Below are 21042 nucleotides of genomic sequence, written 5' to 3'. Positions count from 1 at the left end.
GAGGCTACTCGGCGTGCATCACGAACAGACGGCGCACGACGTCGCCGGCCACGAGCGCGTCGAGGCTCTCGTTGAGGTCGGCAAGCGGGCGGGTATCGGTGTGCAGCAGCTCGACCGGCAGCACGCCGTCGCGCCACAGCTGCAGGTAGCGGGGAATGTCGCGGCTCGGCACGGAGTCGCCCATGTAGGAGCCGAGCAGCCGCCGACCCAGTCCGGCGAACTGTAGCGCCGGCGTCGTGATGGCCTGGTCGGGGTGCGGCAGGCCGACCGAGACGAGGGCGCCGCCCCGGGTGAGCAGCGCCAGGCTCGCCTCCATCACCCGGGCGCTGCCGACGGCCTCAATGGCGAGGTCGACCCCGTCGCCCGCGTGCTCGAGCACGAGCTCGGCAGCCTGATCGGGCGAACCGGCGTGGTGGGCGCCGCAACGCAGGGCCAGCGCCCGCTTCTCCGGCAGCGGATCGATCGCGATGACGGTCGTGCCGGCGACCTGGGCGGCCGCCATGACGGCCATCAGGCCGACCGCGCCGAGCCCGAACACGATCACGGACTGGCCGGGCGTGAGTGCGCCGGTGTTGAGCACGGCTCCGATGCCGGTGAGGGCCGCGCAGCCGAACATGGCAGCGACGTCGAAGGGAACATCCTGGTCGATCGCGACGACCGATTCGCGGGCGACGACCGCGTACTGCGAGAATGCCGAGACCCCCAGATGATGGTTGATACGCTCCCCCGAATCGCTCGCCAGCACGGCCGGGCCGTGCAGCAGGTCACCGGTTCCGTTGGCCTCGGCGCCGCGGTGGCAGAGTGCGGGGCGCCCGGCCAGGCAGGCCCGGCAGTCGCCGCAGCTCGGCACGAAAACCAGCACGACTCGGTCGCCGACGGCGAGATCGTCGACGCCGCCACCGAGCGCGGTCACGGTGCCGGCGGCCTCGTGTCCGAGCGCCATCGGCAGGGGGCGAATGCGAGAGCCATCGATGACCGAGAGATCGGAGTGGCAGAGACTGGAGCGTTCGATGCGCACGAGCACCTCGCCGGCGCGCGGAGCCGGCACCGGAACCTGCTCGAGCGCCAGCGGGCGGCTGTCGGCATAGGGGCGCGAGGAGCCGGCATCGCGGAGAATCGTACTGAGCATCGTTGCTGGAGTCATTCTTCCAACCTAACGCCCCACACGACGTACGCTGGGCGTATGAACTCCGGTAAAACTCTGCGGCACCGGGTGACCGATCTCGGCATGCGCGCGATGAACGTCGTACACCGGATGCTGCTGACCGCGACCCGCGGACGCCTCGGCTGGACCATCGGCACCATGCAGGCCGTCGAGCTGCACACGATCGGCCGCAGTAGCGGGCAACGCCGGTCCACGATGCTCACGGCGCCCGTTCACGAGAACGGCCGGTATGTGCTCGTGGCGTCCAAGGGAGGTGACGACCGGCATCCGTTCTGGTACCTCAACCTCGTGGCGCAGCCCGACGTGCACCTGAGCATTCGCGGGGTGACGCGGCCGTATCGAGCCCGGTCTGCGTCATCCGCCGAAAAAGCGGAGCTGTGGCCGCGCATCGTCGCCGCCTACCCCGGATATGGCGCCTACCAGGGCAAAACCGAGCGCGAGATTCCGGTGGTCATCTGCGAGCCGCGCCCGGAGTCGGCACCGCGCTGACGTAGCGCACCAACACGTTCCGGGCCCGGGTTGGATCATGGGCCCGGGTTGGATCATGGGCCTGCGGTCCGAACATGGGGCCGGCGTGAGCGGACACCCGAGATTGACCGCTACGCGACCGGCGCGAGTTTTTCGGCGTGGATGGCAGGAAAGATCGGTGCGTGCACGCCGGACATCTCCTCGAGCACCCGAATGACCTGGCAGCTGTAACCGTATTCGTTGTCGTACCAGACGTAGAGCACGGCCTTCTGTTCGGTGACGATGGTGGCGAGGCCGTCGACGATGCCGGCGCGACGCGAGCCGAGAAAGTCGCTCGAGACCACCTCGGGCGAGTCGATGAAGTCAATCTGCCGGTGCAGCGAGGAATGCAACGACATGGTACGCAGATACGTGTTGAGCTCGTCCTTGTCGGTCGCACTGGCGAGGTTGAGGTTGAGAATGGCCATCGACACGTCGGGCGTGGGAACGCGGATCGCGTTGCCGGTGAGCTTGCCGGCCAGCTCGGGCAGGGCCTTGGCCACGGCTTTGGCCGCGCCGGTCTCGGTGATGACCATGTTGAGCGCGGCTGAGCGGCCTCGACGGTCGCCGGAGTGAAAGTTGTCGATGAGGTTCTGGTCGTTGGTGAACGAGTGCACCGTTTCGACGTGACCGTCGATGATGCCGTAGCGATCGTTGATGGCTTTGAGCACCGGGGTGATCGCGTTCGTGGTGCAGGATGCCGCGGTGATGATGCGGTCGCTGGCGAGAATGTCGGTGTGGTTGATGCCGTGCACGATGTTCTTCAGTGCGCCCTTGCCCGGCGCCGTCAACAGTACCCGGGCAACACCGGGGCACTCCAGGTGCTGAGACAGACCTTCTTCGTCGCGCCACTTACCCGTGTTATCGACGACGATGGCGTCGTGGATGCCGTACTGCGTGTAATCGACGCTGGCCGGGTCACCGGAATAGATCACCTGAATGAGCGTGCCGTTGGCGAGGATGGTGTTGTTGTCCTCGTCGATGGTGATCGTACCCTCGAACGGGCCGTGCACCGAGTCGCGACGCAACAGGCTGGCACGCTTCATGAGGTCGTTGGCGGAACCGCGGCGCACGACAATCGCACGCAGGCGCAGGCCCTGGCCGCCGCCGGCGTGCTCGATCAGGATGCGTGCGAGCAGCCGGCCGATGCGACCGAAACCGTACAGCACGACGTCGGTGCTCGTGCGACCGTCGAGCCCGCGCTGGCCGACGACGTCGGCGAGTTCGGCGCGCAGGTATTCCTCGAGGGTGACCCGGTCGTCCTGCTCGCGAAAGCCGAGGGCCAGGCGGGCCAGGTCGATCGATGCGGCACCAAGGTTGAGCCCGTCGAGGGCCTGCAGAATCGGGAGGGTCTCCTCGAGCGGAAGTTCGACATCCGCTATGTGGCGCGCAAATCGGTGCGCCTTGAGCAGGCCGACGACCGATTTGTTGACCAGACCGCGACCGTAGACGCTCGTCACGACGGTGTTGTCGCGGTAGAGGCGCCCGATCAGGGGAATCATCGCCTCGGCGAGAGCCTCGCGGTTGCTCCACGTTGCACGGGCACGATCAGCGTCCTGGATCACAGGGTTGCCTTCCTAAACCTTCGTCGGTTGGTCCGGCCACCCGAGGCCCCGGAGTCATTCCTTATTCGTCGAGCGCAAGTTCCTTGGGAAGTTCGAAGTCTTTCGACGCGAGTTCTTCCACGTTGACGTCTTTGAACGTCAGTACACGGACCGATTTCACGAATCGGTCGGAGCGGTAGACATCCCAGACCCAGACGTCCTTCATGGTCAGTTCGAAGTAGAAATCGTGTTCCGTGTCACGGCGCACCAGTTCGACCTCGTTCGCGAGGTAGAAGCGTCGTTCGGTTTCTACGACGTACTGGAACTGGCCAACCACGTCTCGATATTCCCGGTACAGGGCCAACTCGACCTCGCGGTCGTAGTCCTCGAATTCGTCTTCTTCCATGGTGATCTCATCTTACGCTGAGATCTTGAGCCAGGATTTGCGATGTAAAGGGCTCGGCCCGAGCAGGTCGATCGCGCTCATGTGCGCGGCGCTGCCGTAGCCCTTGTTCGACGCCCAGCCATAGCCGGGCGCTTCCTCGTGTGCGGCGATCATGAGGCGGTCACGGTGCACCTTCGCAATGACGGATGCCGCCGCCACCGACCCGCAATCCCGGTCGGCTTTGATGCGGGTCACGACGTTCAGCGGGGTGGCCAGCGCCTTGTTCAGCCAGTCGTCGCTGCCGTCCAGCAGCACGATGCTGCCGGCGACATCGACGCCCTGCTCGTACAGCCCGGATAGCGCCCGCTTGCCGGCGAGCCCGAGGCAGGCGATGATGCCGAGCTCATCGACTTCCGCGGCCGAGGCAAGCCCGACGGCCGAGTGGGTCGCCCAGGACACGGCGAGCGGTGCGAGTAGTTCCCGGCGTGGTTCACTGAGCATTTTCGAGTCGCGCAATCCCGCCGGCATGGTCAGGACGGATGCGTTCACCGCGGCGAATCCCACGGCCACCGGCCCGGCGAGGGCACCGCGGCCCACCTCGTCACAGCCGATCACGAAGCTGGCACCGGTGCGGAGCAGATCGAGCTCCACCTCGAGGGTGGGGTCGCAGACCGCCACTATTCGGCGCCCTTGTCGGCTTGTTCCACCTCGCGGAACACGTTGGGGTAGTCATCGAGCCAGGCCCAGTGCGCCAGCGGCCAGCTTACGACGAGCGCACGCCCGACGACGTTCTCGATGGGAACGTAGCCCTTGCCGACGGTTTCACCATTGAAGCGGGAATCCTTGGAGTTGTAGCGGTTGTCACCCATCATCCAGAGCGACTCGGCCGGGATGGTCACGTCAAAGTCGATGCCGGAGACCTTCGTCTCGCCAGCCGGCAAGAGCACGTAGGCGGATTCGTCGAGCGGAATATCGTTGACACTCATCTGGCCGAGAACGTTACAGCAGACGACGTGGTCGCCGGGCAGCCCGATGACACGTTTGATGAGGTGGTCGTTGCTGTCGGGCGCGGACAGGCCCACAACCGAAAGAAGCCAGTCGGCTCCGGCAACGATCGGGTTTTGCACGATGTCAGCCTGCGGAAGCAGCCATCCGCCGGGATCTTTGAACACAATGACGTCGCCGCGGGTGATCGGGATCAGCTCGGGCTCGAGCTGGTTCACGATAATGCGGTCGTCGATCTGCAGGGTGTTCTCCATGGACCCGGAGGGGATGTAGAACGACCGGATCAGGAACGTCTTGATCAGGAACGAGATGAGGAGTGCGACCACAAAAATGATCAGAAGGTCACGACTGAACAGCAGGACGCTGCGCTTTTTGCTGGGCGCCTTCCTGCTGCGGGAATTCTTCGACTCTGACACCCGACGATCGGACCTGGAGGCGAGCACGTCATCTGTCATTTAACCGCCTGAGCTCCTCATCAGTTTAGGTGATGAGGAGCTCAGGGAAGAATCCGGTTAGATCTTTGGTTGGCGCGAAAGTTAGCGCTTTTCCTTGATCTTGGCCTTCTTGCCACGCAGTTCGCGCAGGTAGTACAGCTTCGCTCGACGAACATCGCCGCGGGTCACGATCTCGATGTGGTCGATGACCGGGGAGTGCACCGGGAAGGTACGCTCGACGCCGATCTGAAAGCTGACCTTGCGAACGCAGAACGTTTCGCGCACGCCTTCGCCGGAGCGGCCGATGACGACTCCCTGAAAGACCTGGATACGAGCGCGGGTTCCCTCAATGATGTTGACGTGAACCTTGACGGTGTCGCCGGCCCGGAAGTCAGGAAGACCCTGCTTCAGCGATGGGGCGTCTACCGCGTCGAGAATGTGCATATTGTATCGCTCTCTGTACCCGCCACAGGTCGACTACGCTTGGTGCTTCGCTAACGAAGCAATCAGTATGAGGATGTGCGCCGCGAAGTGCAGGCTCCCCTGTGGCAGAGTCCTGCAGCGGCACAATCCCATATTCTGCCATGAAATCGACGCCGTCGCAAAGTCGGGCCAGCCTCCACCTGAGAGGTCGGCGTTGCCATGTTCAGAAGCATCGAGAACTTTGACCTTCTGAACGCCGATGCGCGTCTTTGCGGTAGAGAGGGCCATACTGCGGGCCGCGTCACTGTTCGCAGAGCCAGCCGCCAGGTAGCGACACTAATACGTCAGGATCGTCGGAAGAAACGGCTCCCCCGCCAATGCAAACCAGCACGCCGAACCAGTCGGCCACATGGGCCCCGCTCTCCACTCGACGTCCCAAACCGACGTTGACCATCCTCACGGCCCTGTATGACACCAATCTAAACCACCACCCCGACACCGGCCGCAGGTGCGACTGAGTGCACCAGACTAATCAGGAGCCCTCTAGCGGCCGACGCGACCGAACAAGGATGCGATGGGGGCGATGACGAGTGGTCGTGCGGCGAAAATGCTGCCGGCAATGACGAGGAGCGAGGCGGCGAAAATCCAGAATCCCGTCCAGTTCACGACGTCCTGTCCGGCGTACATGTGATTCAGGTTCCGCAGCGCACCGGTGGCGAGGACCAGGGTGACATGGAAGATGATGAAGACCACGAAGTAGAGCATCACCGGGAAGTGGATCGCGCGTGCCATCTCGATCGTGTAGACCCTGTTCAGCCGCGGAGTGTTTTTTGGCCACAGTCCCGACATTCGAACACCCGTCGCGGCCGCTAGGGGTGCGGCGAGGAATACTGTAGCGAAGTAGGTCAGCTGTTGCAGACTGTTGTAGTTGACCCAGCCGTTCTCAGTGGGCCAGTCAAGCGACACGTACTGCAGCCCGGCTGAGAGTGCGTTTGGGAACACCTCCCAGCTGGTCGGCACGATCCGTACCCATTGCCCGGTGGCGAGAAGCAGCACCACGAAGATGGCGCCGTTGAGCAGCCACAGCAGGTCAAGGGACTGGTGGAACCAGATCGTCAGGCTTATCTTTCGCTCCGGGTTCCATTTGGGCGTCCAGAAGACTGTCGGTCGCGTCTCAGTGCGGATCCGGAAGCCCGAGCGGATGACGAGCACCAGCAGGAACACGTTGAAGAAGTGCGCCCAGCTCAGCCACCACGGGATGCCCACGGGCGCCCACTCGGGCAGATGATATTCACCTGGATAGTCGGTGAGGAAGCTCTGCAGGGGATCAGTGGTGAGCAGCCACCGCACGATCAGCACGGCTAACGCTCCGAGCCCAAGGAGGCTGCCTCCTCCCATGACTGCGATGCCCGCCCACTGTGGGAGAGTGCGGCCGCGGAAGCGGCGCCGCTCGCGACGTGGTTCCCGGGGTGGGAGACGGTACGAGCGACTAGGCGGCCCCGGTTTCGCGTTCGTTTCGGGCGCGACGATCGGCTCTGCTGCCGTGATGGTGGGTGCCGGTTCGTCGGCCACCGGTGCGGGGGTGATCGTGGGAACGGCTCGACGCGGTGGCCAGGGATCCCCTCCGGGAGTCCTGGCCAGCCCGCGACGCTGCAGCACTACATCAGCGTCGTCGTGATCAGGCCGAGGCGATACAGGTGGTCGGGCAGAAGCAACCGTACTACTCGTCACGATGCTGTTCTCGACTGCTGGCACTGTCGAGGCAACGGTCGTGGCAACGGTCGTGGGCGGCTCGGCCTCCTCCACACAGGAGGTGTCAGCGCCGGTTGCTATGGGCATTGGCGCGTACTGGTCGGGCCACGGATCGCCACCGGCGACTCGTGGCAGTCCGCGGCGAACGCGACGGACTGCACCCCAGGCTGAATCCGCCCCCGAAGGGACAGCTTCGGTCGCGGCCGAGGCTCCGATAGCGGAGACCTGTGCGGTATCGAGCGGAGCGTGGTCTGCGCGGAGGGGTGGCCATGGTTGCCCGCCACTGACTCGGGGCAGCCCTCGGCGTTGGAGGCGCGCTGTCTGGGGGGAAGCCACGGTCCTTAGTCCTTTGTCGCGATCAGGGCGGAAACCAGCTGCGGCACAACGGTGAAGAGGTCACCAACCACGCCGAAGTCGGCGATCTCGAAGATCAGCGCTTCAGGATCCTTGTTGATCGCGACGATCGTTTTCGCGGTCTGCATTCCGGCACGGTGTTGAATCGCGCCCGATATCCCCAGCGCGATGTAAAGCTGCGGCGAGACGGATACGCCGGTCTGACCGACCTGATACGAATGCGGCACGTACCCGGAATCGACGGCAACTCGGGAGGCTCCCACGGCAGCCCCGAGGACATCGGCAAGTTGTTCGACCAGGGCGAAATCCTCGGCGGAACCCACACCGCGGCCCCCGGCAACCACGCGGGTTGCGCCACGAAGTGATGGGCGAGACGATTTCGCCGGCTCCGGGGCGAAAGACACGATCGTCGCCGCTCGGCGGCCGGTTCCGACGTACTCGAGAGATTCGATTATCGGGTTCGCTGCAGCGGCGCGGTCCTCGACTCCGCCTTCCCTGATCGTGACCACCGGTGTGCCGAACGTGACCGCTGAGTCCACGTCGTAGGCTCCGCCGTAGACAGAATGGTGGACGATGATCCCCTCGTCGTCACAGTCGACACCGACGGCGTCCACCGCAAGCGCGTTCTGGGTGCGGACTGCAAAACGGCCGGCGACATCGCGACCCTCGATCGAGTTGGAGATCAGAACCGCGGACGGGTTCACGCGTTCGTACGCTAAGACAAGTCCGTCGACAATGTGAGCGGCCAACACCGAGTCCACCTCAGGTGTTTCGGCAACCAAGACTCGCTGGGCGCCCTGCACACCGGCTGCCATTGCGGCATCCTGGCCGTGCCCGGGGCGAGTGATGATGACCGCGACCGGGGTGCCGATTCGTGCGGCGGCACCCAGCAGTTCGGCCGCGCTGGTGGCGAGTTCACCCGTGGACGATACGTCGAGAAGGACGAGAATAGGGTCAATAGTAAGCTCAGTCATTTCACACCAACCGGTTCTGGACGAGGTACTCCGCGAGCTGCTGGCCCGCGTTGCCTTCGTCGACGATCTTGAGGCCCGCGCTTCGGGCGGGCCTCGCCGAGACGGCGACTACTATCGATCGGGGAAGATCGGCATCCGAGTCGATATTGAGGTCCGCGAGGTCGACGGTGACGATCGATTTCTTCTTCGACGCCATGATGCCCTTGAAGCCCGGGAAACGAGCGTCGGGATGCCTCTCGGTGATTGAAACGATGGCCGGCAATGAGGCGGTAAGGGTGATCGTTCCGCCGCTAGTCTCTCGTTCTCCGCCAATATCCGTCTCAGAAATCTCAAGGCTATTCAGAGCTGTGGCGTGGGCAATGCCGAGGCGCTCTGCGAGCATGGCAGGAATCACTCCAGCGTTGCCGTCCGTGGATACATCGCCTGCGATGATGAGATCGAAGCCGATGCGTTCGGCCGCTTTCGCGAGGGCCTCCGCCGTGAGCGTCAAATCGGCACCGCGCAATGCGTCATCAAGTACGTGGAACCCGCTGGTGGCTCCCATGGCGAGGGCCTTTCGGAGGGAAGTCGGAACGGCTTGTGGCCCAATCGTCAGGACCGTGACTTCGGTGTCGGGGTGGGACTCGGCGTAGGAGACGGCGACTTCGACCGCGCGCTCGCCGATCTCGTCGAGAACACGGTCATTGGCCTCGCGATCAGCGAGCCCGGTCTCCAGGTTCAGCCGGCGTTCCGCATAGGTGTCGGGCACCTCTTTCACCAGAACTACGATCTTCATTCTGGACCCTCCCATCTCTTGCTACCTTGAAGTGTCGTGGGGGCCAGCGCGTGTGTGCGTGCTGCTGGCAATAGCGGCGGGGGTACCGCCGGCAACTACGCGTCTACCGGAACAGGGTCAGCGCCGAGCGCCTTGAGGACGGCGGCCGCGATTTGGGCGTCTTGGTGCGGTGCGCCTCCTGCGACGCCGAGACCGCCGGTGTGCAGCCCGTCGAAGCCGAGGGGCACTCCCCCGGCGACGTTCGTCAGCAGGCCGCCGCTGCCGTGCTCGAGCGCGACCGCAAGTTCGGGAGGCAGGAGCGCACTCGGGCGGCGCGTCGAGCCGCCGGTGTTCGCCTTGCGCCGGCTGGTCTCAACACTGTGCGGGGTCGTGCCGTCAGCGCGCCCGTAAGCCACCAGGGCAAGGCTCGGATCGACGACGGTCGCAGAGACACGTACGCCCACCTTGGCACCTTCCTCAATCGCGAGAGCGACTGCGCGTGCAGCCGTCTCGTAGGCGATCGTCGGGATCTCGAGGTGGTGCGTCATTAGCGTGCCTCGCGGTGTTCGAAGACGGCTCCCGGGTTGAGGATGCCTTGAGGGTCTAGCGCCTTCTTGATTCGGTGGTTGAGTTCGAGGACATCCTCACCGAGGTATTCGGCCAGCCAGGGGAGCTTCAGCCGACCGACGCCGTGTTCGCCGGTGATCGTGCCGCCCAGCTGGATAGCGAGATCCATCACTTCGCCGTAGGCGATGTGTGCGCGCTGCCGTTGCAAGTCGTCCGTCGGGTCCAGCAGGAGCAACGGGTGCGTGTTGCCATCGCCGGCGTGTGCGATGACGGCGATGGTGACGTCACGGTTCTTGCTGATCTGTTCGATTCCGCTGACGAGGTCGCCGAGGCGCGGTAGCGGTACGCCGACGTCTTCCAGGAGCAGTGCACCGAGCTTCTCCACGGCCGGGATCGCCATGCGCCTGGCCACGATGAACGCTTCGCCCTCATCAGGGTCGTCGGTGGAGTAGCACTCGGTTGCGCCGTGCTGGTTGCAGATGTCCTCAATGAGGCCAATCTCCACGGCGGCGTGTCCGGCAGGCTCGTCAGACTGAGCGATGAGCATCGCGGCCGCGTCCCGGTCGAGTCCCATCCGAGTGGTGTCCTCGACGGCGTTGATCGTGACGCGGTCCATAAATTCGAGCATCGAGGGACGCATCGAGCGCGTGATCGCGAGAACGGCGTCGGTCGCACTGCCCAGGGTCGGGAACGTGGCGACTAGAGTGGTCGGCTGTCTCTGCTCCGGGATGAGCCGCAACAGAACCTCCGTGATTACCCCGAGCGTGCCCTCGCTCCCGACGAAAAGCTTCGTCAGAGAGAGTCCGGCGACATCCTTCAGTCGCGCCCCGCCAAGCCGGACAGCCCGGCCGTCGCCGAGGACGACGGTCATTCCGAGTACATAGTCGGTGGTGACCCCGTACTTTACACAGCACAGGCCTCCGGCGTTCGTAGCGACGTTTCCGCCAATCGAGCAGATCTCGTACGAGGACGGGTCCGGCGGATACCACAGCCCGTGAGCTGCCGCAGCGGCTTTCACCTCAGCGTTGAACGCCCCTGGCCCGGCCACGGCCGTGCGTGTAACCGGATCAATCTCAATGCTCTTCATGCGATCTAGAGAGAGGACGATTCCTCCCTGGACAGCGGTGCTCCCTCCGGAGAGACCCGAGCCGGCACCGCGCGGGACGACAGGCGTTCCCGTTTCAGCGGCGTACCGCACCACGGTCTGCACTTCTTCGGTCGAAGTGACACGGACGACAGCGAGAGGGATACCAGCATTGGGATCATTGGCTCGATCCCAACGATACGCATCCATGCTGGCCGGGTCGGTAATAACACTTCCTGGTGGTAGCGAGCTCACGAGGTCGTCGAGGGTTTGCGCGTCATTGCGAATCATCTGGAGCGGTCCTTTCTTGACCGGGAATAAAAGCAATCTACCATCAGTCAGCATTAAAATGAAAGTATTTTTCCAGATTGTGGAATAAATGTGTCGCAGGCGTTCCCAGGCGGCCGGTCGAGGCGTTCGACAACAGATCCAAGTGGGGGCGTTCTAGCCCACCGGACCCTCAGCACGCGGCACGTGCGAGCTGAACCTGACCCCTAACACCGTCACGCTCTACGCGCGCTCTCGAACTACTCGGCATAGATCTGCCGGCGCTGACCTGGCGACACTAGAAGGGGCGGCAGCGGCGCATCCACTGTCGCCCCCTTGTGCGTCAGGGCCGTTCTGCGGTGACGCTAGACGCGCTGGGTTCTGGTGAGAGAACCGCCGCCTTCTGGCGCAGCATCCAGCGCACAATGAGGGCCAAGGCGATCACGAGCACTGCGAGCATGATCGTGCCGAGGTTGAATCCGAGGCCGTAGATGAATATGAGCGACAGCGACCCGGCAGCCACGCAGTAATAGAGGGTGACGAGGAACGTCTTGCGTAACAGATCTCCCTCGCGCCCCAGCAGGCCAACCGTCGCAGAAGCTGCGACGATGTTGTGAATGGCGATCGGGTTGCCGCCGGCACCACCCACCGCCTGCGCGGCAACGACCTGCTCCGGGCTGACTCCAATGGCATTGCCCGTGGAGAACTGGAACTGCGAGAACGTGAGGTTCGACACCGTGTTGGAACCGGCCACGAATGCGCCGAGTGCGCCAATGAAAGGCGCAATGAAAGGCCACGCACTTCCGGAGATGGCCGCCGCTCCCTCGGCCAGCGTCACAGGCATGCTTGAGAGACCCGAAGCGTTGAGGTCGGGTCCCGATTGGATCAGCACACGCACCAGAGGTACCGCAAAGAGTAACGCCACGGCGGTTCCCGCAAGCTGTCTGCCGGAAACCTTCCATGTCTCGCGAATCTGTTTGCCACTCATTCGATGGAGTGGGTAGGCGAAGAGCGCCGCCAGGATCAACAGAAACGCTGGAGAGTAGAAGGGCTGCACTGCCGTGGAAATGTCGGTGCCCAGGATGTTGTTGAACGGAATCGCGACGCCGGTGAGAATCTCTTTCACCGGAGCGATAACCCGGCTGCCGACAAGCAGCACGGCCATGAGAACGTAGGGAGCCCATGCGCTCACGATGCTCATCCGTTTCTCGGTTCCGTCGGACGCCGCTTTCGCGGGTTCCATCGTCCCCATCCACCGCGGGCTCCAACTGGCGCGTGGGCCAAAGTCGAAGATCCTCTTGGGCATGAGAAACCCACGGCTCGAGGTGAACATCACGAGTATCAACCCGAAAAGGCCACCAAACAGCGAAGGGAATTCCGGCCCGAGAAACCGGGCTACGAGAACGGACGGCACGGTCATCGCGAGCGAGGCGTAGATCGCAAACGGCCAGATCGCCAACCCGTCTCGGAATTTGCGCTCTGGTCCGAAGAATCCCGTGAGCATGCAGACCAGAATGAGCGGAATGAGTATCCCCACAATCGCATGCATAAATGCCACCTGGAATCCAATCGACGCCACGAACTCGGGCATCGTGACACCGAGTACGGATATACGTTCCGCTACCGCCGGGTCACCGCCGAGACCACCGCCGACTCCCACAATGATGGGCGTTCCCACCGCACCGAAGCTCACCGGTGTGCTTTGAATTATGAGGCCCACCATGACGGCGGCCATTGCAGGAAACCCCAGGGCGAGCAGCAACGGCGCAATGACGGCTGCCGGCGTGCCGAAGCCCGAGGCACCCTCAATGAAACTACCGAAGAGCCAGCCGATGATGATCGCCTGGATCCGACGGTCCGGTGAGATGTTGTTGAAGCCCGCCCGAATGGTAGCCATCGCCCCTCCGACCGTGAGTGTCGAGAGCAGCAGGAGTGCCCCGAAGACGATGTAGAGCAGGGTCGCGGCAGTGATGACACCCTCAAGGGAAGCAGCGGCAACTCCCCGAATGTCCATTTTCCAGACTGTGAGGGCCACGATTACGGCGATGACATAGCCCAACGGCATGGCATATTTGGCGGGCCAGCGAAATCCAGCGAGCAGTACACCCACCACCAGAATTGGTGCCAGCGCTAGAAGGCTGAGCACAGCAAGATTGTCCACGATTAGGTCCTCTCTGACCAAGTTTCGTATGATGGAATTTTATTTCTGTCTTGTGGACGCAATTCTAAACGCGGTCGACGCTCACGGTCAATGGATGTGGCATCTTTAGGCTCAGGTCACGCTGCAGCTCACATCATCGCCTGGCGCATCACGACGCCTGGTGCGAAATGGTGCGGTCACTGCCACTGTCCCAAGACAGTCCACGACGACCTCAGCGTGGCATGGGACGACGACTGCTTCGGCCTCGAGAGCGTCGAGAGCGGCACCGACCGCGCAGCGCAATCAGCGGGTGGCTGGAGTCGCCGTAAACTTTCCCCGACGAACCACGGCGTCGACACACGGCGTCGACCCAACGGACTCCAACCTCAGCCACATTGGCCGAGTCCGCGGCCGTAGCCGAATGACTTGCGCCCGGCTGAAAGTGGTGCCCGACGCTCATCGTGCGGGCTGGCTTCGATGAAAGAAAGCAGGACGTCGGCAGAGCGGAAGAGGTTCACGTCAGCATTCGAGAGAGCTGGAACGCGTCAACACGGCCACCGATCGACGCATTGACCGTCACCTCGCCGGCACGGCACGCCTGTGCCTACACCCGATTCCTCAGTCTCCGTTCCTGCGCGCCGTCTCGCTTACGCCTGCTGAGCCTTCTTGGCACGCCGGATCCGGTGCAGGATGGGCTCGGTGTAGCCGCTCGGCGAGGACGCCCCCTCGATGATGAGCTGCCGGGCCGCCTGAAAGGCGAGGCCCGGACCGGCCGGACCGATTAGGGTTTCATAGAAGGGGACGTCCGCGTTTTGCCTATCGACAACGGCCGCGAGCCGCACGAGGCTCGCGTCCACCTCCGACTCGGTGATGACGTCGTGGGCTAGCCAATTCGCCAGGAGTTGACTGGAGATGCGCAGTGTCGCTCGGTCTTCCATGAGCCCAACACCATGGATGTCCGGGACCTTGGAACACCCGACTCCCTGGTCGACCCATCGGACGACATAGCCGAGGATCGACTGAACGTTGTTGTCGAGCTCAGTCAGGCGTTCGTCACCGGGTTTCTGTTCGGCGAGCGGGATAACGAGGATCGGGTCGAGCGCCTGGCGCACCCGCTTGCCGACTTCCCGCTGACGTTCGGCCACGTCAACTTCGTGATAGTGGATAGCGTGCAGCGTGGCGGCCGTCGGAGACGGCACCCACGCTGTGGTCGCACCGGACCGGGGATGCACGACCTTCTGCTCAAGCATGTCGTGCATGAGATCGGGCATAGCCCACATGCCCTTACCGATCTGGGCCCGCCCGGGGAATCCCGCCGAGAGTCCAGCGTCCACGTTCGCGTTCTCGTATGCGGCCATGAAGGGCTGAGAGCGCATCGCCCCCTTGGCGACCACTGCGCCTGCGTGCATGGACGTGTGGATCTCGTCGCCGGTGCGATCAAGGAATCCGGTGTTGATGAAGACGATTCGATCGGACGCTGCGTCGATGCAGGCGCGCAAATTGACCGTGGTGCGCCGCTCTTCGTCCATGATGCCCACCTTCAGCGTGCGTGATGGCAGGCCGAGGAGCTGCTCAACCCGCCCAAAGAGATCGACGGTGAACGCGACTTCATCGGGACCGTGCATTTTTGGTTTGACGATGTACATCGAGCCGGCACGCGAGTTGCCGCCGCGGGCTTCTCCGGCAAGATCGGGGAACGAACCGAGTGTGGTTACCACCGCATCAAGGATGCCTTCGAACACCTCGTCGCCGGCGGCATCGCGCACCGTGTCGGTGGTCATCAGGTGGCCGACGGTGCGCACCAAAAGAAGAGCCCTACCGTGCAACGTCACGGCGCCACCGTCCGGCGCGGTATAAACCCGGTCGCCGTTCATCGTTCGCATGAATGTGCCGCCGCTCTTGCTGACGGTTTCGCTAAGCGTGCCACGCATGAGCTCCCGCCAGTTTCGGTATCCGAGAACCTTATCTTCGGCATCGACCGCGGCGACCGAGTCCTCGAGATCCATGATTGTCGTCACTGCGGACTCGAGCACAATGTCTTGAATCCCGGCAGGGTCGGTGCTGCCGATCGCCCCGTCCCGGTCGATGATCACGTCGAGATGCAGGCCGTGGTGACGGAAGAGGACCGATGCCGGCGCTGAAGAATCCCCGGTGTAGCCGATGAGTGCTGACAGCTCCGCGAGAGCAGTGCGCGAGCCGTCCATCAAGGTGACTACGAGGGTACCGTCGCCGATACGATACTCCACGGCGTCGCCGTGTGAGCCTGCTTGGAGCGGGACGGCTTGGTCGAGCAGGGCGCGCCCACGGGCGATTACCTGCTGACCGCGCGCGTGGTTATAAGTGCTCCCGCGGGCGGTTTCGCCGTCTATGGCGATCGCGTCGGTCCCGTAGAGCGCGTCGTAGAGCGAACCCCACCGCGCATTGGCAGCGTTAACGGCGAACCGCGCGTTGAGAAGTGGTACGACGAGTTGCGGACCTGCCTGTGAGGCGATTTCCACATCGACGTTCGAGGTGGTGATGCTGAAATCAGACGGTTCGTCGACAAGGTACCCAATTTCCGTCAGGAACGCCCGATATGAGGCGGGATCCGGCTGACCAGGGTTGGTCTGGTGGAAGGCATCGAGCCGGGCCTGCAACTCCTCCCTCCGACGCAGAAGTTCGCGGTTTCTCGGTGTGAGGTCACGGATCAGCACACTGAGCCCCTGCCAGAAGGCGTCGGCTCGAATGCCGGTCCCCTCGAGGGCCTCGTTCTCGACGAATTCAACGAACGCGGTCGCGATGTCCAGATCCGCTCGACGAACCCGCCCACTCAAATCGGTCGTCTGCGTTGACAGGGGTGTGCTCACTGGTGGACTCCTTGGCGTCGTGGGTCACAACCCCGGCGGCAACGCCGTCGGGGTGAACCCGTGGGTAAGAAAACCGTGGGATTGCTCGCCGCGGCAGTCGCAGCCAAAACACCCGACCGATTCATCCGGGCGGTACTCCGTGGCCGACTGCGTCCAGAGCCAGTATCTCAGCAAACAGAGAATTTTGAAACCGAAATTCCACATAACGGAATAGCTAGGGTCCGCGGCGCGTCACAATCTCGTGATTTCTTTCGTCCCGTCGCGGGCCGAGGGCGCTGTCAGGAGCCTCTATAGGCATTCTCGACGTCGGAAGCGATCAACTCAGCGGTGTGTGTGAGGATGGGGATGGCACGCTCGGCGAAATGCTCATCGACGCGGGTGAGCGGGCCTGAGACCGAAATCGCGGTCAGGCTCGGCATTCCGGGTACCGCTACCGCGAAGCATCGCACGCCGAGTTCCTGCTCGTTGTCGTCGATGGAGTAGCCGCGCGTTCGAATTCGGGAAAGGTCCTCAAGCAGGCGGTCGATGTCGGCGATGCTGTGCATGGTCGGCGTTGGCATTCCTGCACGAGCGACGATCCCTCGCACCTGCGCGTCGTCCAACTGAGCCAGTATTGCTTTGCCGACGCCCGAAGCGTGCGTATGGACTCGGCGGCCCACTTCGGTGAACATGCGCATGGAGTGCGCGGACGGCACCTGGGCAACGTAGGTGGCCATGTCGCCGTCCAAGATCGCCATGTTCGCCGTCTCACCGAGTTGCTCGACCACACTCGCCAGGTGCGGTCGCGCCCACGCGCCAAGTTGTCGGCTAGCGACCTCCCCCATTCGGATGAGTCGCGGCCCAAGTCCATAGCGCCGGTTCGGGAGCTGGCGCACGTAGCCCAGAGGCATCAGGGTGCGCAGGAGCCGGTGGATGGTGGGCAGCGGCAGTTCGGCAGCCTCAGCGAGCTGCGAGAGGGACACCTCTTCACGTGCGCTCGTGATCAGCTCCAACAGCTCGAACACTCGCTCGACCGACTGCACACGACCGCTCGCCTTTTCCGCCATGCCTAAACTCCGATTCTCTACTTGTGACATATTCTATCCGCATTGCGGAAGCAATGCGCGGACAGAGGTTGACGCCTTGAGTGCTCTTCACTTAGAATTTCCACCAGGCAAGAAGTAACTTCCACGATTCGGAATCTTCCAATAGTGAAAGTCGCTGACGAAGGGATGTCCAATGTCATACACGGTGAACTGCTCTACGCTCCTCACGGAGTTCCCCCTGCTCGAGCGCCCCGCGCGCGCGCAGCAGGCGGGATTCCCAGCGGTGGAGTTCTGGTGGCCATTCAGCACCGCTGTGCCGGATGACGCCGACATCGCTCGATTCGAGAGCGCGATCACTGACGCGGGGGTGCAGCTCACCGGTCTCAACTTCTTCGCCGGAGACATGCCCGGCGGCGACCGCGGGCTTGTCTCCTGGCCCGCGCGCTCATCCGAGTTCCGCGACAACATCGACGTGGTCGTCGCGATCGGTGAGAAGCTCGGTTGCCGCTCCTTCAATGCCCTCTACGGCAACCGTATCGCCGAGGAGGCGCCGGAGGCTCAAGACGAGACCGCCGTCGAGAACCTCTCGATCGCCGCAGCGGCCGTCGCCCGGATCGGCGGAACAGTGCTGCTGGAGCCGGTCAGTGGCGCCCCCAATTACCCCCTGCTGACCGCCGATGACGCGCTCCGGGTGATCGGTCGGGTCGCAGCGGCCTCCGCCGCGGAGAACGTAAAGCTGCTGGCCGACTTCTACCACCTCGCCGTCAACGGCGACGACGTTGCCGCGGTCATCGAAGAGCACGCCGCGGAGTTCGGCCACATCCAGATCGCCGACAACCCCGGTCGCGGTGCTCCCGGTACCGGCGAACTCCACCTCGACGCATGGATCGCTCGCAGCCGCGAACTTGGCTACGAGGGGTTCATCGGCCTGGAGTACAAACAGTTGACGGATACCGCCTTCGACTGGATCCCGCGCGCAGCGCGCACCCCTCTAACGCGAGAAAAGGAAGAGCAATGAGCAACGTCTCTGTCATCGGGCTCGGCATCATGGGCCTGCCCATGGCCATCAACCTCGTCAAGGCTGGACACACCGTCACGGGTTTCAACCGCAGCCCAGCACGCCTTGACGCCCTCATCACGGCCGGCGGACACGGCGCAACGAGTGTCGCCGAGGCAGCCCGGGGCGCAGATGTCGTCATCACTATGGTGCCCGACTCCCCCGACGTCGAAGGCGTCGTCAGCGGTTCGGACGGCGTCTTCGCCACCGCAGCCCCCGGCACGCTCTGGATCGACGCCAGCACCATCCGTCCCGACGTCGCGAAGCGGCTCGCCGAGAACGCTGCGACTGCCGGGTTGCGGCCGCTCGATGCGCCCGTCTCCGGCGGTGAGCAGGGAGCCATCGACGGGGTGCTGTCGATCATGGTCGGCGGAGATTCCGCCGACTTCGATGCCGCCCAGGATGTCCTCGGCGCGGTCGGGAAGACCATCGTCCACGTCGGACCATCAGGCTCCGGACAAACAGTCAAGGCAGCCAATCAGCTCATCGTCGCCGCCAACATCGAGGTTCTCGCCGAAGCGATCGCCTTCCTCGAAGCACACGGGGTCGACCTCGACGCCGCGCTGACCGTCCTCGGCGGAGGCCTGGCGGGGTCCAAGGTTCTTGAGCAGAAGGGCACGAAGATGGTCAAGCGCGACTTCGAGCCTGGTTTCCGCCTCGCCCTTCATCACAAGGACCTGGGCATCGTTACGGCCGCTTCCCGCGAAGCGGGCGTCATCATCCCCCTCGGTGCCGTCGTCGCACAGCTGGTCGCCGCCACCGTCAACCAGGGCGATGGCGCACTCGACCACTCGGGACTGTTCAAGCAGGTCCTCCATCTCTCCGGCCGCAGCTAGCCGCGCGCCGGCACCCTCTACGAGAACGAACCGAAAAAGCACGCTCTCGCCACTTGACAAAAACATAGGGGCACCCTCCCCTAATCGACGGCATCCGGCCCTGATGGAAACCGCAGAATCTCTTCGAAGGAGTACCACCTCATGACTAAAATGCGCACTGTAGACGCCGCCGTTCTGATCCTGGAAAAGGAAAGGGCCACCGAGGCATTCGGCCTTCCAGGTGCGGCCATCAACCCGTTCTACTCAGCGATGAAAGCCCACGGCGGTATCCGCCACACGCTCGCCCGCCACATGGAGGGCGCTTCCCACATGGCCGACGGGTTCTCCCGAGCGGTCGCAGGCAATATCGGCATCTGCATCGGTACATCCGGCCCCGCCGGCACCGACATGATCACCGGCCTCTACGCCGCCTGGGCCGACTCCATTCCAATCCTGTGCATCACCGGGCAAGCCCCCGTCGCGAAGCTGCACAAGGAGGACTTCCAGGCTGTGGACATCGAGTCCATCGCCAAGCCCGTCACCAAGCTCGCCATGACTGTCCGCGAACCCGGCCAGATCCCCGGCGCTTTCCAAAAGGCGTTCCAGCTCATGCGCTCGGGACGACCCGGACCAGTGCTCCTTGATCTTCCAATCGACGTGCAGCTTGCCCAGATCGAATTCGACATCGACGCCTACGAGCCCCTGCCCGTCGAAAAGCCCAGGGCCAACCGCACCCAGCTGCAGAAGGCCCTCAACCTCCTCACGGCCTCCGAACGGCCTCTCATCATCGCCGGTGGCGGCGTCATCAACGCGAACGCGTCCGCGCAGCTGGTCGAACTCGCCGAGACCCTCGGCGTTCCAGTCGTGCCTACCCTCATGGGCTGGGGAGCGATTCCCGACGACCACCCGCTCATGGCGGGACTGGTCGGCCTGCAGACATCCCACCGCTACGGGAACGCGAGCCTGCTGGCATCGGACTTCGTCATCGGGATCGGCAACAGGTGGGCGAACCGCCACACGGGAGGTCTGGACACCTACACTGCCGGTCGCACCTTCGTGCACATCGACATCGAACCGACCCAGATCGGACGTGTGTTCGCGCCTCATCTCGGGATCACCTCCGATGCCGGTGCGGCGCTGGACGGGCTGCTCGAGCTCGCCCGGGAACGCAGCACTGCCGGCAACCTGCCGAACTACTCCGACTGGGCAGCGGAGTGCGCCGAGCGCACCGCGACGCTTCACCGCAAGACCCATTTCGACAATATGCCGATTAAGCCCCAGCGGGTATACGAAGAGATGAACAAGGCATTTGACAAGGACACTGTCTACGTGAGCACCATCGGGCTGTCGCAGATTGCCGCCGCCCAATTTTTGCATGTCTTTGGTCCTCGCAAGTGGATCAACGCGGCCCAGGCCGGACCCCTCGGGTGGACCCTCCCCGCAGCCCTCGGCGTAGTCCGCGCCAACCCCAACGGCACCGTCGTCGCGATCTCCGGCGACTACGACTTTCAGTTCATGATCGAAGAACTCGCCGTCGGTGCCCAGTTCAATCTGCCTTACATCCATGTCGTTGTGAACAACTCTTACCTGGGACTCATCCGCCAGGCGCAACGCGGCTTCGACATGGATCACCACGTCTCCCTCGCTTTTGAGAACATAAACTCCCCCGAAACCAACGGATACGGCGTTGATCACATTGCCGTCGCCGAGGGACTCGGTTGCAAGGCCATCCGTGTGCAAGACCCGAACCTGCTCGGACAGGCTTTTGAAGCGGCCCACGCGCTGATGGAGGAGCACCGGGTGCCGATTGTGGTCGAAGTGATTCTGGAACGCATCACCAATATCTCCATGGCCGCCGCCGAGATCGACTCGGTCAACGAATTTGAAGAGCTCGCCGTGACCGAAGAAGACGCGCCGACCGCGAACCTCAGGGTTCGGGTTTAG

18 protein-coding genes are annotated in these 21042 nt (G+C 63.6%); 4 read left to right on the top strand and 14 right to left on the bottom strand.

Annotated features, from left to right (window positions below; genetic code table 11):
• Positions 1-4: 4 nt before the first annotated feature.
• Complete coding sequence (locus IWX77_RS01245) at positions 5-1144, bottom strand: alcohol dehydrogenase catalytic domain-containing protein (protein WP_196842683.1); 1140 nt, start codon at positions 1142-1144, stop codon at positions 5-7.
• Positions 1145-1183: 39 nt separating this feature from the next.
• Between IWX77_RS01245 and IWX77_RS01240 the strand changes: the two genes are divergently transcribed.
• A complete protein-coding gene (locus IWX77_RS01240; RefSeq protein ID WP_196842682.1) occupies positions 1184-1654 on the top strand; it encodes a nitroreductase family deazaflavin-dependent oxidoreductase in 471 nt (156 codons plus the stop codon).
• Positions 1655-1764: 110 nt separating this feature from the next.
• Here IWX77_RS01240 and IWX77_RS01235 read toward each other — a convergent pair whose 3' ends face one another.
• From IWX77_RS01235 to IWX77_RS01175, 13 genes are all read right to left on the bottom strand, one after another.
• Positions 1765-3237, bottom strand: a complete 1473-nt coding sequence (locus tag IWX77_RS01235) for a glyceraldehyde-3-phosphate dehydrogenase (RefSeq protein ID WP_196842681.1) — start codon at positions 3235-3237, stop codon at positions 1765-1767.
• A 61-nt stretch (positions 3238-3298) separates the two neighbouring features.
• Entirely contained in the window at positions 3299-3622 is a 324-nt protein-coding gene (locus IWX77_RS01230; RefSeq protein ID WP_022886464.1) for a DUF2469 family protein, read from the bottom strand.
• 12 nt (positions 3623-3634) lie between these two features.
• Positions 3635-4279 carry a ribonuclease HII gene (locus IWX77_RS01225; RefSeq protein ID WP_196842680.1) on the bottom strand — a complete coding sequence of 215 codons (645 nt, stop codon included), beginning with the start codon at positions 4277-4279 and terminating at the stop codon, positions 3635-3637.
• Complete coding sequence (gene lepB, locus IWX77_RS01220; protein WP_196842679.1) at positions 4279-5061, bottom strand: signal peptidase I; 783 nt, start codon at positions 5059-5061, stop codon at positions 4279-4281. Before lepB ends, IWX77_RS01225 begins: the two co-directional genes overlap by 1 nt.
• Positions 5062-5142: 81 nt before the next feature.
• The gene (gene rplS, locus IWX77_RS01215) at positions 5143-5484 is read right to left on the bottom strand and encodes a 50S ribosomal protein L19 (RefSeq protein WP_196842678.1); all 342 of its coding nucleotides are present in this window, start codon (positions 5482-5484) and stop codon (positions 5143-5145) included.
• Positions 5485-6006: 522 nt separating this feature from the next.
• A complete protein-coding gene (locus IWX77_RS16890; protein ID WP_334353549.1) occupies positions 6007-6861 on the bottom strand; it encodes a cytochrome b/b6 domain-containing protein in 855 nt (284 codons plus the stop codon).
• Between the two features lie 695 nt (positions 6862-7556).
• Positions 7557-8543 carry an electron transfer flavoprotein subunit alpha/FixB family protein gene (locus IWX77_RS01205; RefSeq protein ID WP_196842676.1) on the bottom strand — a complete coding sequence of 329 codons (987 nt, stop codon included), beginning with the start codon at positions 8541-8543 and terminating at the stop codon, positions 7557-7559.
• Position 8544: 1 nt separating this feature from the next.
• A complete protein-coding gene (locus tag IWX77_RS01200; RefSeq protein WP_196842675.1) occupies positions 8545-9318 on the bottom strand; it encodes an electron transfer flavoprotein subunit beta/FixA family protein in 774 nt (257 codons plus the stop codon).
• Between the two features lie 95 nt (positions 9319-9413).
• Positions 9414-9845: a GlcG/HbpS family heme-binding protein gene (locus IWX77_RS01195; protein WP_196842674.1), complete on the bottom strand. Its 432-nt coding sequence runs from the start codon at positions 9843-9845 to the stop codon at positions 9414-9416.
• Positions 9845-11239, bottom strand: a complete 1395-nt coding sequence (locus IWX77_RS01190) for an FAD-binding oxidoreductase (protein WP_196842673.1) — start codon at positions 11237-11239, stop codon at positions 9845-9847. The genes IWX77_RS01195 and IWX77_RS01190 overlap by 1 nt, the downstream gene beginning before the upstream one ends.
• A 319-nt stretch (positions 11240-11558) precedes the next feature.
• Positions 11559-13376, bottom strand: a complete 1818-nt coding sequence (locus tag IWX77_RS01185) for an L-lactate permease (protein WP_196842672.1) — start codon at positions 13374-13376, stop codon at positions 11559-11561.
• Between the two features lie 626 nt (positions 13377-14002).
• Entirely contained in the window at positions 14003-16201 is a 2199-nt protein-coding gene (locus IWX77_RS01180) for a malate synthase G (protein WP_297414283.1), read from the bottom strand.
• A 278-nt stretch (positions 16202-16479) separates the two neighbouring features.
• The gene (locus IWX77_RS01175) at positions 16480-17247 is read right to left on the bottom strand and encodes an IclR family transcriptional regulator (RefSeq protein WP_196842671.1); all 768 of its coding nucleotides are present in this window, start codon (positions 17245-17247) and stop codon (positions 16480-16482) included.
• A gap of 172 nt (positions 17248-17419) precedes the next feature.
• Here IWX77_RS01175 and IWX77_RS01170 point away from each other — a divergent pair, with 172 nt between their 5' ends.
• The 3 genes from IWX77_RS01170 to gcl all read left to right on the top strand — a co-directional run bounded on the left by IWX77_RS01170 (position 17420) and on the right by gcl (position 21042).
• Positions 17420-18244, top strand: a complete 825-nt coding sequence (locus IWX77_RS01170; RefSeq protein WP_196842670.1) for a hydroxypyruvate isomerase family protein — start codon at positions 17420-17422, stop codon at positions 18242-18244.
• Entirely contained in the window at positions 18241-19119 is an 879-nt protein-coding gene (locus IWX77_RS01165; RefSeq protein ID WP_196842669.1) for a 2-hydroxy-3-oxopropionate reductase, read from the top strand. Before IWX77_RS01170 ends, IWX77_RS01165 begins: the two co-directional genes overlap by 4 nt.
• A 141-nt stretch (positions 19120-19260) precedes the next feature.
• On the top strand, positions 19261-21042 hold the full coding sequence (gcl, locus tag IWX77_RS01160) for a glyoxylate carboligase (RefSeq protein WP_196842668.1): 1782 nt from the start codon (positions 19261-19263) through the stop codon (positions 21040-21042).

The organism is Cryobacterium sp. CAN_C2 (genome assembly GCF_015751745.1).
GTDB lineage: Bacteria > Actinomycetota > Actinomycetes > Actinomycetales > Microbacteriaceae > Cryobacterium.
Note: the sequence above shows the minus strand (reverse complement) of the source record. Positions and strands in the feature narration are given on the sequence as shown.

What these genes read in the sequence shown, in the direction of transcription:
- IWX77_RS01245 (WP_196842683.1), bottom strand. Translation starts at nt 1,144, where the DNA reads ATGACTCCAGCAACGATGCTCAGTACGATTCTCCGCGATGCCGGCTCC.
- IWX77_RS01240 (WP_196842682.1), top strand. Translation starts at nt 1,184, where the DNA reads ATGAACTCCGGTAAAACTCTGCGGCACCGGGTGACCGATCTCGGCATG.
- IWX77_RS01230 (WP_022886464.1), bottom strand. Translation starts at nt 3,622, where the DNA reads ATGGAAGAAGACGAATTCGAGGACTACGACCGCGAGGTCGAGTTGGCC.
- lepB (WP_196842679.1), bottom strand. Translation starts at nt 5,061, where the DNA reads ATGACAGATGACGTGCTCGCCTCCAGGTCCGATCGTCGGGTGTCAGAG.
- rplS (WP_196842678.1), bottom strand. Translation starts at nt 5,484, where the DNA reads ATGCACATTCTCGACGCGGTAGACGCCCCATCGCTGAAGCAGGGTCTT.
- IWX77_RS16890 (WP_334353549.1), bottom strand. Translation starts at nt 6,861, where the DNA reads ATGGGAGGAGGCAGCCTCCTTGGGCTCGGAGCGTTAGCCGTGCTGATC.
- IWX77_RS01205 (WP_196842676.1), bottom strand. Translation starts at nt 8,543, where the DNA reads ATGACTGAGCTTACTATTGACCCTATTCTCGTCCTTCTCGACGTATCG.
- IWX77_RS01200 (WP_196842675.1), bottom strand. Translation starts at nt 9,318, where the DNA reads ATGAAGATCGTAGTTCTGGTGAAAGAGGTGCCCGACACCTATGCGGAA.
- IWX77_RS01195 (WP_196842674.1), bottom strand. Translation starts at nt 9,845, where the DNA reads ATGACGCACCACCTCGAGATCCCGACGATCGCCTACGAGACGGCTGCA.
- IWX77_RS01190 (WP_196842673.1), bottom strand. Translation starts at nt 11,239, where the DNA reads ATGATTCGCAATGACGCGCAAACCCTCGACGACCTCGTGAGCTCGCTA.
- IWX77_RS01175 (WP_196842671.1), bottom strand. Translation starts at nt 17,247, where the DNA reads ATGGCGGAAAAGGCGAGCGGTCGTGTGCAGTCGGTCGAGCGAGTGTTC.
- IWX77_RS01170 (WP_196842670.1), top strand. Translation starts at nt 17,420, where the DNA reads ATGTCATACACGGTGAACTGCTCTACGCTCCTCACGGAGTTCCCCCTG.
- IWX77_RS01165 (WP_196842669.1), top strand. Translation starts at nt 18,241, where the DNA reads ATGAGCAACGTCTCTGTCATCGGGCTCGGCATCATGGGCCTGCCCATG.
- gcl (WP_196842668.1), top strand. Translation starts at nt 19,261, where the DNA reads ATGACTAAAATGCGCACTGTAGACGCCGCCGTTCTGATCCTGGAAAAG.